Origin of the sequence: Pseudonocardia oceanicola, from assembly GCF_047200735.1 — a bacterium.
Taxonomy (GTDB): Bacteria; Actinomycetota; Actinomycetes; order Mycobacteriales; family Pseudonocardiaceae; genus Pseudonocardia.
Genome location: NZ_JBJZON010000033.1, coordinates 49,670 through 58,122 on the forward strand (window position 1 = coordinate 49,670; position 8,453 = coordinate 58,122).

Here is an 8,453-nt window from a genome sequence, read left to right on the forward strand (position 1 = left end):
GGCCATGTACTCCGCGTGCGCCACGGAGACGCAGAAGCCGAGCGCCCGCATCGACCGGGCGTCCGTGACCTTGTCGCGCACGATCTGCCGGGCGAGCACCACCAGCTGCTCGACGGCCTCGGCGAGGCGCTGGTCGTGCTCGGAGACCCGGTCGAGCAGGTCGTTGACGAGGGCCACCCGCTGCGCCTCGGTCGGGCTGGCCAGCAGGGCCCGTTCGACGGCGGCGGCGACGTGGCGGGCGAGGACCTGCGGCTGGTCGGCCTTCTCCACGTCGGCCCAATGCGGCACCGGCTCGGCGACGCGCGCCAGCTCGACCTCCAGCCCCGTCGTGCGCAACCGTTCGTGCACGCCCTCGTTCAGCACACCGCCCCCTACCCGCGCCCGCCGGCGCACCCCTCAAGATCAGCGAGGCGGCCACGCTATCGGGTGACGTCGGAGGGCCGGCGTGCGCTCCGCTACCGTCCGGTCCCGTGGGGCGGCTGATCGTGATCGAGGGGCTGGACGGCTCGGGCAAGGCCACGCTGACCGCCGCGCTGGTGGCCGCGCTGCAGGAGCGCGGCGCACGCGTCGCCACCCTGGCCTTCCCCCGCTACGAGGCCGACGTCCACGCCGCGCTCGCGCGCGACGCCCTGTACGGCCGGCTCGGCGACCTCGCCGACTCGGTGCACGGGATGGCCGTGCTGTTCGCCCTGGATCGCCGCGACGCCGCGCCCGAGCTGCGGGGACTCCTCGCCGCGCACGACGTCGTCCTCGTCGATCGGTATGTCGCGAGCAACGCCGCCTACAACGCCGCGCGGCTGACGCAGGGGGCCGACGGCGAGGTCGTCGGCTGGGTGCGGGAGCTGGAGATCGCGCGCTTCGCCATCCCCGTGCCGGACCACCAGTTGCTGCTCGCCACCCCGCGAGCAGTGGCCGCAGAGCGGGCGCAGCGGCGGGCGGCGGCCGATCCGGGCCGGGCGCGCGACGCCTACGAGTCCGACGAGGGCCTGCAGGAACGCACCGACGCCGTGTACCGGGAGCTCGCGGCCCGGTCGTGGCTCAGCCCCTGGACGGTGCTGGAGGGCGACACCGACATCCCCGCCCTCGCCAGGACGCTCCTTCGCCCCTGACGAGCGGCTCACGACGCCCGCTCGCGTTATGGAGCCATAATGCGCTCAGAGGCCGTCCTCGCTGCCCACTATGGAACCATATTGCGCTCAGATCCCGCGCCCGGCTCGCGTTGTGGAGCCATACTGCGGGCGAGCGTCGGACCGTCAGAGGGTGGAGACACGAGGCCAGGTGGCGGCGAAGCCCGGGTGCAGCTCGGGCCCCTCGGTGGTGCCGAGCAGGGCGGCGTAGAACCAGCGGAACTCGACGCTCTCGCCGCCACGGATGTCGACCGGCCGCGCCTCCGCGGTCCGGACCACCACGGTCGTGTAGCTCCAGCCGCCGTGGTCGTCGACGAACCGGGCGGTCTCGAGCAGCGGCGCGGTGTCGAGCTCCGACTCTTCCGCGGCCTCGCGCCGGGCCGCCGATTCGGCGGGCTCCCCGTAGTGGCGCGCGCCGCCGGGGATGCCCCAGGTGCCGCCGTGATGGCTCCACAGCGCCCGGTGCTGGAGCAGCACCAGGTCGCCGGAGCGGACCAGTAGGCCCGCGGCCCCGTACAACCCCCAGTGCTTGTGCCCCTGGGCGCAGTACTGCCACCCGTCGCCGCTGGAGCCGGTCGGGATCGGCTCGGGGAGGGGAGCGGCGGTCACCCGGCGAGCGTAACCCGACGACCGCCACCCCAACCAGACGAACAGCCGGTGATCAGTACCGGTAGTGCTCCGGCTTGAACGGGCCCTCGACGTCGACGCCGATGTACTCGGCCTGGTCCTTGGTGAGCGTCGTCAGCTCGCCGCCCAGCGCCTGCACGTGGATCTTCGCGACCTTCTCGTCGAGGACCTTCGGCAGCCGGTAGACGTCCTTGTCGTACTCCTCGTGCTTGGTGAACAGCTCGACCTGCGCGATCACCTGGTTCGAGAAGCTGTTGCTCATCACGAAGGAGGGGTGCCCGGTCGCGTTGCCGAGGTTCATCAGCCGGCCCTCGGAGAGCACCAGGATGGAGTGGCCGTCCGGGAAGACCCACTCGTCGACCTGCGGCTTGATGGTGATCCGGACAATGCCCTCGATGCGGGCCAGCCCGGCCATGTCGATCTCGTTGTCGAAGTGCCCGACGTTGCCCAGGATCGCCTGGTGCTTCATCCGCTTCATCGCCTCGACGGTGACGATGTCCTTGTTGCCCGTCGTGGTGATGACGATGTCGGCCTGCTCGATGACGTCCTCCAGGCGCGCGACCTGGTAGCCCTCGAGCAGCGCCTGCAGTGCGCAGATCGGGTCCGCCTCGGTGACGATGACCCGCGCGCCCTGGCCGGACAGCGCCTCGGCCGCGCCCTTGCCGACGTCGCCGAAACCGCAGACCAGCGCGACCTTGCCGCCGATCAGCACGTCCGTGCCGCGGTTGAGGCCGTCGATCAGCGAGTGCCGGATGCCGTACTTGTTGTCGAACTTGCTCTTGGTGACCGAGTCGTTGACGTTGATCGCCGGGAACAGCAGCAGCCCCTGCTCGGCCAGCTGGTAGAGCCGGTGGACGCCGGTCGTGGTCTCCTCGGTGACGCCGCGGATGTCCGAGGCGACCGTGGTCCACTTCCGCGGGTCCTCGGTCAGCGAGCGGCGCAGGACGTCGAGGATGACCCGGTACTCGTCGGAGACGGTCAGGTCCTCGTCCTCGACGGTGGGCACCACGCCGGTCCTCTCGAACTCGACGCCCTTGTGGACGAGCAGGGTGGCGTCCCCGCCGTCGTCGAGGATCATGTTGGGGCCCACGAGGTTGCCCCCGGAGTCCCGGAAGTTGAACAGCTGCTCGGTCGCCCACCAGTACTCGGCGAGCGTCTCGCCCTTCCACGCGAACACCGGGACGCCCTTCGGCTCCTCGGGGGTGCCGTGCGGGCCGACCACGATCGCGGCGGCGGCGTGGTCCTGGGTGGAGAAGATGTTGCAGGAGACCCAGCGGACCTCCGCCCCCAGGCTGACCAGGGTCTCGATCAGGACGGCGGTCTGCACGGTCATGTGCAGCGAGCCGGCGACCCGGGCACCGTGCAGCGGCTTGGCCTCGGCGTACTCGCGACGCAGCGCCATCAGGCCCGGCATCTCGTTCTCGGCGAGCCGGATCTCCTTGCGGCCGAACTCGTGCAGGCCCAGGTCGGCGACGGCGAAGTCGAGGCCGTTGCGCTCCTGCAGCCGGCCGTGCGGGTCGGTGATGCTGGCGGTCATCGTGAACTGTCTCCTCGTGCTGCGGTCGGGGCAGGGGGGAGGGACCCCGACGAGGCCGACGACGGCGGGGTCGACGGCTGCGGGGTCGGCGGCTGCGGGGTGGGCCCTGCGGGATCGACGCGGCGGCGGCGCCACCGCGGGGCCGGACCGGATGCCGACACGGGGCCTCCTCCCTCGAAAACGGTGGAGGCGCCCTTCTCGTCGTCAGGCCGCGGACCGAGCGTGGCGGACGGTTCCGTCCGCTGCAGCGCCTCTCGGTCCCGCGGTGCGTACGCCGTCCAGGATGGCACGCCCACCCGCCCCGCTCAACGTGACCCCAGCAGGTGGTCGCGCAGCAGTGCCTCGGCCGCGTGGCACCGGCCGTGGGCGGCGAGCAGGCCGGCGGGGGCGAGTGCGAAGTCCGCATCGACCAGCACCGACGCCGAGGCGAGCAGCGGGGCCAGCACCGGGTCCTGCTGCAGCGTGCCGACCACGGCCCCGAGGCCGGCGGCGTCGCGCTGCCGGAACACCCCGCCGGAGAGCACGACGAGCCCGACCGGGCCGGGATCGGCCTCCGCTCCCGCCGCACGGGCCGGCCCCGCAGCGGGGTCCTCCGGGTCCGGATCGGCGTCGCGCAGGTGCCGCCGCGCGGCGACGACGGCCGCGAGCGCCGCGATCCGCCGGTCCTCGGCGGCGCTGCCCGGGTCCCGCGGGACCGACCCGATCTCGGCCGTCATCCCCCGGACGGTCGCCGAGAGCAGGTCGGCCTCGACCGGGTCGACGATCTCCTCGGTCTGGGCCTCCAGCAGCACACCCTCCGCGGCGGCACGCACCCCGAGGTCCCCCTCCACGGTGCGCCGGACCCGCCGCCCCGGCCGCGCCGAGTGGACGTCCGTGGTCGCACACCCGACGTCGACGACCAGGACCCGGGTCCCGCAGATCCGCGCGAGTTCGGCGGTACCGCGGCACACGGCGTCGGGCGTCATGAACCGGACCATCCGGCGGAAGCGGGGCGCCGCGGCCGGCGCCCGCCCGCCGAGGACGTGCTGGGCGAAGACCTCGGCGAGCGCCGCGCGGGCCGGCCCGGGGACCAGCTCGCCCGGCGCGGGCGCCACGTTCGCGCAGGCCACGACGGTGCGGCCGGTCGCGCGGAGCAGAGCGAGGGCGTCGTCGCGCGCCTCGGCGTTGCCGGCCAGCACGATCGGGAACCGGACGCGGGCCCGGGCGAGCTTGCCGGCGTTGTGCAGCAGGACGGACGGATCGTCCCCGTCGGCGCCGCCGACCAGCAGGACGGCCCCGGGCCGGTGCCCGCGCAGCACCCGGACGTCGGCCGGCTCGAGGGGCCCGGCGTGGACGTGCACGACGTGCGAGCCCGCCGACCGCGCGACCCGATGACCGGCCTCGACGGAGATCAGCTTCTCGGTGCCGACGACCGCGAGCCGCAGCCCGCCCCCGGCCGACGAGCAGGCCAGCACTGCCGGTTCGGGCTCGCGCGCGGCCGCCGCCGTGACGCCGCGGAGGGCGGCGTCGACCCCCTCGAGGACGTCCCCGGTGGTGGTGCGGTGCTCGGCGAACCCCGCCAGTCCGCCGTCGGGGTGCACGAGCACCGCCTTGGTCCAGGTCGAACCGACGTCCAGGCAGACGGCACCGGTCCCCCGAGGCGCCCCCGGACCGCCCGGCGCTGCCGCACCCGTCATGGACGGGGAGCGTACCGGCGGTGACGCTGCGCGGTCCCGTCACGCGCGCCGGATCTGTCCCGATGTCGGGGTGCCCCGGTACGGTGATTGTGATCCACGACACTCCTCGGGAGCGAAGATGCTCGGACTGATGCAGGACCGCCCGCTGGCGCTGCCCCAGGTGTTCCACCGCGCCGAACAGCTCTTCGGGCACAAGAGGCTGATCACCGCCGAGACCTCCGGCGAGCGGGTGACGACCGTCGCGGAGTGGGCCGTGCGCGTCCGACGGCTTGCGACGGTCCTCGACACGCTCGGCCTGTCCGCCGACGCCCGGGTGGGCACCTTCTGCTGGAACACCGACCGCCACCTGGAGCTGTACCTCGCCGCGCCCTGTACCGGACGTGTCCTGCACACGTTGAACATCCGGCTGTTCCCCGAGCAGCTGGTCTACATCGTCAACCACGCCGAGGACGAGGTCGTCTTCGTCGACCGCTCGCTGCTGCCGCTGCTGTGGCCGCTGGTGGACAAGTTCGAGACCGTCCGGCACGTCGTCGTGATCGACGACGGCGCGGACCACGAGATCCCCGCGGACCCGCGCGTCCGGGACTACGAGGAGCTGCTCGCCGCGGCCGAGCCCTTCGCCGGGCGCTTCGAGGTCGCGGAGGAGAACAGCGCCGCGGCCATGTGCTACACCTCCGGCACCACCGGCAACCCGAAGGGTGTGGTCTACAGCCACCGCTCCGCGGTGCTGCACTCGCTGATCACGCTCACCGCCGACGCCTTCGCCCTGTCCGAGCGGGACGTCGTCCTGCCGGTCGTGCCGATGTTCCACGCCAACGCCTGGGGCATCCCCTACGGCGCGCTGCTCGCCGGCACCGACCTGGTCCTCCCCGGCCCGAACATGACGCCGGCGGCGATCGTCGGACAGCTGGACCGACACCGGGTCACCGTCACCGCGGGCGTGCCGACGATCTGGATGGGCGTGCAGCCCCTGCTCGCCGACCACGACCTGTCCGCGCTGCGGGCGATCGTCTGCGGCGGCTCGGCGGTCCCGCGGTCACTGTCGGAGGCCTACCGCGAGGCGATCGGCATCCCCATGCTGCACGCCTGGGGCATGACGGAGACCTCGCCGATCGCCAGCGTCTCCTCCCGGCGCTCCCACCAGGAGGCCTGGAGCGAGGACGAGCGGGCCGACGCCCGCGCCCGGCAGGGTCAGCCGGCCCCGCTCGTCGACCTGCGGATCGCCGACCCGGAGAGCGGCGAGGAGCTGCCCTGGGACGACCGCGCCACCGGCGAGCTGCAGGCCGCGGGTCCCTGGATCGCGAAGGAGTACTACCGCGGTGAGGGCGGTGGCACGCAGTTCACCCCCGACGGCTGGCTACGCACCGGCGACGTCGCCACGATCGACGGATGGGGCTTCGTCCGGCTCGTGGACCGGACGAAGGACCTGGTCAAGTCCGGCGGCGAGTGGATCAGCTCGGTCGACCTGGAGAACGAGATCATGGCGCACCCGGCGGTCGCGGAGGCCGCGGTGATCGCGATCCCGCACGAGAAGTGGACCGAGCGGCCGCTGGCGTGCGTGGTGGTGAAGCCGGGCGAGTCGCTCACCGGCGAGGAGCTGCTCGAGTTCCTCCGGCCGCGGGTGGCCAAGTGGTGGCTGCCCGACGCCGTGGAGTTCATCGACGAGGTACCCAAGACCAGCGTCGGGAAGTTCTCGAAGCGGACACTGCGGGACAAGTTCGCGGGCTACACGCTGCCCTCCTGAGTGGCCCACGAGATCGCCGGTTGCGTGCACGCACGGCTGTCGGCAACACCCTGAGCGCACTGCACCGCCGATCAGAGCTGCCGCGCGGTCGGTCAGCGGTAGGCCTCGGGCCGGCGCTCGGTGAGGTGGGAGAGCCGGCGGCGGGCGGCGGCGAGGGAGGCCTCGACGTCGACCTCGGCCACCGCGATCCCGGCCTTGGCCCAGGTGCGGGCGAGCACCTCGCCGTCGGGCCCGACGACCTTGGCCTGGCCGAGGAAGCGCATCCTCCCCATCGAGCCGGTCTGGTTCGAGGAGACCAGCACGATCTGGTTCTCCGCCGCCCGCGAGCGGTCGTAGAGGTCGAAGAGCCGCGACTGCCGGTCCTGCGCCATCCGCGGCGCGCGATTGGTGATGCTCGTGGGCCAGGCCGACAGGCAGGCGACGATCCCGGCGCCGTCGAGGGCCAGCGCCCGGGCCGACTCGGGGAAGGCCTTGTCGTAGTCGACGAGCATGCCCAGGCGGCCGACCGGGGTGTCGAAGGCCCCGAAGCGGTCCCCCGCCGCGTAGACCCGGTCCTCGCCGACCGGCTGGTGGACCTTCCGGTGCAGGCCCAGCACGCCGCTGCCGTCGACGCAGGCGGCGGTGTTGTACCGGACGCCGCCGGGCCCCGCCTCGCACAGCCCGACGCAGACGACCATGTCCCCGGCCCGCTCGGCGACCGTGCGCAGCTCGGGGCCGTCCGGGTCGAGGGCGGGCGGCAGCCCCGCCTCGGCGTCGTCCCCGAAGTCGGAGAGGTAGCCGCCCAGCGCGGCGTCCGGCAGGACCAGGAGACCGACCTGCGAACGCCGGGCGTGGTCGATCAGTGTGGCGACCCGGGCGAGCGCGGCCTCCAGGTCCCGGCCGAACGCGGCCGCCACGGCACCGATCCTCAGCGCTCCCACGCGTCCCTCCCGCGCCGTGCTCCGCCGCTCCCTCCGGACTGCACGAACGGCACTCTTGTGCGGTAGGTCCGCACAAGAGTGCCGTTCGTGCGATCGGGGGCGGACGATTACAGCTGGTAGGTAGAGTTGATGATCGCGCCCTTGCGGGCGTAGTGGATCAGCGCGTCCTGGACGTCGAGCGGGTGGGTCGGGATCACGCCCTCGATCAGGTCCTCCTCGCGGGCGCCGTGCAGGGAGAGCCCGAAGCGGCAGCAGTAGACCTTGCCGCCCTCCTGGATGTAGGTGCTCAGCGAGTTGTTGATGTTGTGCTCGCCGGGGAAGGCGGAGTTGCCGGTGGTCGGGAACCCGCGGGTGGCCAGGCAGTTGAGCGAGCCCGGGCCGTAGAAGTAGATCGCGGACTCGAAGCCCTTCCGCAGCGCCCGGGTGGCCTGCAGGATCGCCACGAAGCTCACCGAGGACTCGTGTGCGATGCCGTGGACCAGGGTGAAGTAGGTCTCGCCGTTCTCGGCCTGGTAGTCGGGGAAGACCTTGGTGCCGCCGTAGATCGACGACCCCTCCGGCATCGACGGGTGCGGGATCTCCTCGAGGCTCTGCTTCTCGAGATCGGTCAGGTCGGCCATGTCGGCTCTCGTCCTTTCGGGGCCAGGGGTCGATCGGGTGGGTGCGGGGGTGGAGCGGTGCGGGTCAGGCCACGGTGCGGGGCACGACCCCGTCCTCGGCGGCGGGCCCCGTGTCCCTGCGGACGGCCTCCGGGAACGTGCGGGTGGTCTCCGGGAACGTGCGGGCGGGGAACGTGCGGGCGGGGAACGTGCAGGTGGCCTC

General features: G+C 73.1%; 8 protein-coding genes. 3 read left to right on the plus strand and 5 right to left on the minus strand.

What is annotated here, in order from left to right:
* The first annotated feature begins 15 nt into the window (after positions 1-15).
* A complete protein-coding gene (locus ACL02T_RS30970; protein ID WP_412834349.1) occupies positions 16-483 on the plus strand; it encodes a hypothetical protein in 468 nt (155 codons plus the stop codon).
* The gene (locus ACL02T_RS30975) at positions 471-1,109 is read left to right on the plus strand and encodes a dTMP kinase (RefSeq protein ID WP_412834350.1); all 639 of its coding nucleotides are present in this window, start codon (positions 471-473) and stop codon (positions 1,107-1,109) included. Before ACL02T_RS30970 ends, ACL02T_RS30975 begins: the two co-directional genes overlap by 13 nt.
* 144 nt (positions 1,110-1,253) lie before the next feature.
* On the opposite strand, the gene ACL02T_RS30980 is transcribed toward ACL02T_RS30975, so the two are convergent.
* From ACL02T_RS30980 to ACL02T_RS30990, 3 genes are all read right to left on the minus strand, one after another.
* Positions 1,254-1,736 carry an NUDIX domain-containing protein gene (locus ACL02T_RS30980; RefSeq protein WP_412834351.1) on the minus strand — a complete coding sequence of 161 codons (483 nt, stop codon included), beginning with the start codon at positions 1,734-1,736 and terminating at the stop codon, positions 1,254-1,256.
* A 52-nt stretch (positions 1,737-1,788) separates the two neighbouring features.
* A complete protein-coding gene (gene ahcY, locus ACL02T_RS30985; RefSeq protein WP_412834352.1) occupies positions 1,789-3,291 on the minus strand; it encodes an adenosylhomocysteinase in 1,503 nt (500 codons plus the stop codon).
* A gap of 305 nt (positions 3,292-3,596) precedes the next feature.
* The gene (locus tag ACL02T_RS30990) at positions 3,597-4,967 is read right to left on the minus strand and encodes a glutamate mutase L (protein WP_412834353.1); all 1,371 of its coding nucleotides are present in this window, start codon (positions 4,965-4,967) and stop codon (positions 3,597-3,599) included.
* A 118-nt stretch (positions 4,968-5,085) separates the two neighbouring features.
* Between ACL02T_RS30990 and ACL02T_RS30995 the strand changes: the two genes are divergently transcribed.
* A complete protein-coding gene (locus tag ACL02T_RS30995; protein ID WP_412834354.1) occupies positions 5,086-6,711 on the plus strand; it encodes a long-chain fatty acid--CoA ligase in 1,626 nt (541 codons plus the stop codon).
* Positions 6,712-6,803: 92 nt separating this feature from the next.
* Here the strand turns inward: ACL02T_RS30995 and ACL02T_RS31000 are convergent, their stop codons facing one another.
* Both ACL02T_RS31000 and ACL02T_RS31005 read right to left on the minus strand, forming a co-directional pair.
* Entirely contained in the window at positions 6,804-7,631 is an 828-nt protein-coding gene (locus ACL02T_RS31000) for a carbon-nitrogen hydrolase family protein (RefSeq protein ID WP_412834355.1), read from the minus strand.
* A gap of 107 nt (positions 7,632-7,738) precedes the next feature.
* Positions 7,739-8,251: an MSMEG_0572/Sll0783 family nitrogen starvation response protein gene (locus tag ACL02T_RS31005; RefSeq protein WP_412834356.1), complete on the minus strand. Its 513-nt coding sequence runs from the start codon at positions 8,249-8,251 to the stop codon at positions 7,739-7,741.
* Between the last annotated feature and the right edge of the window lie 202 nt (positions 8,252-8,453).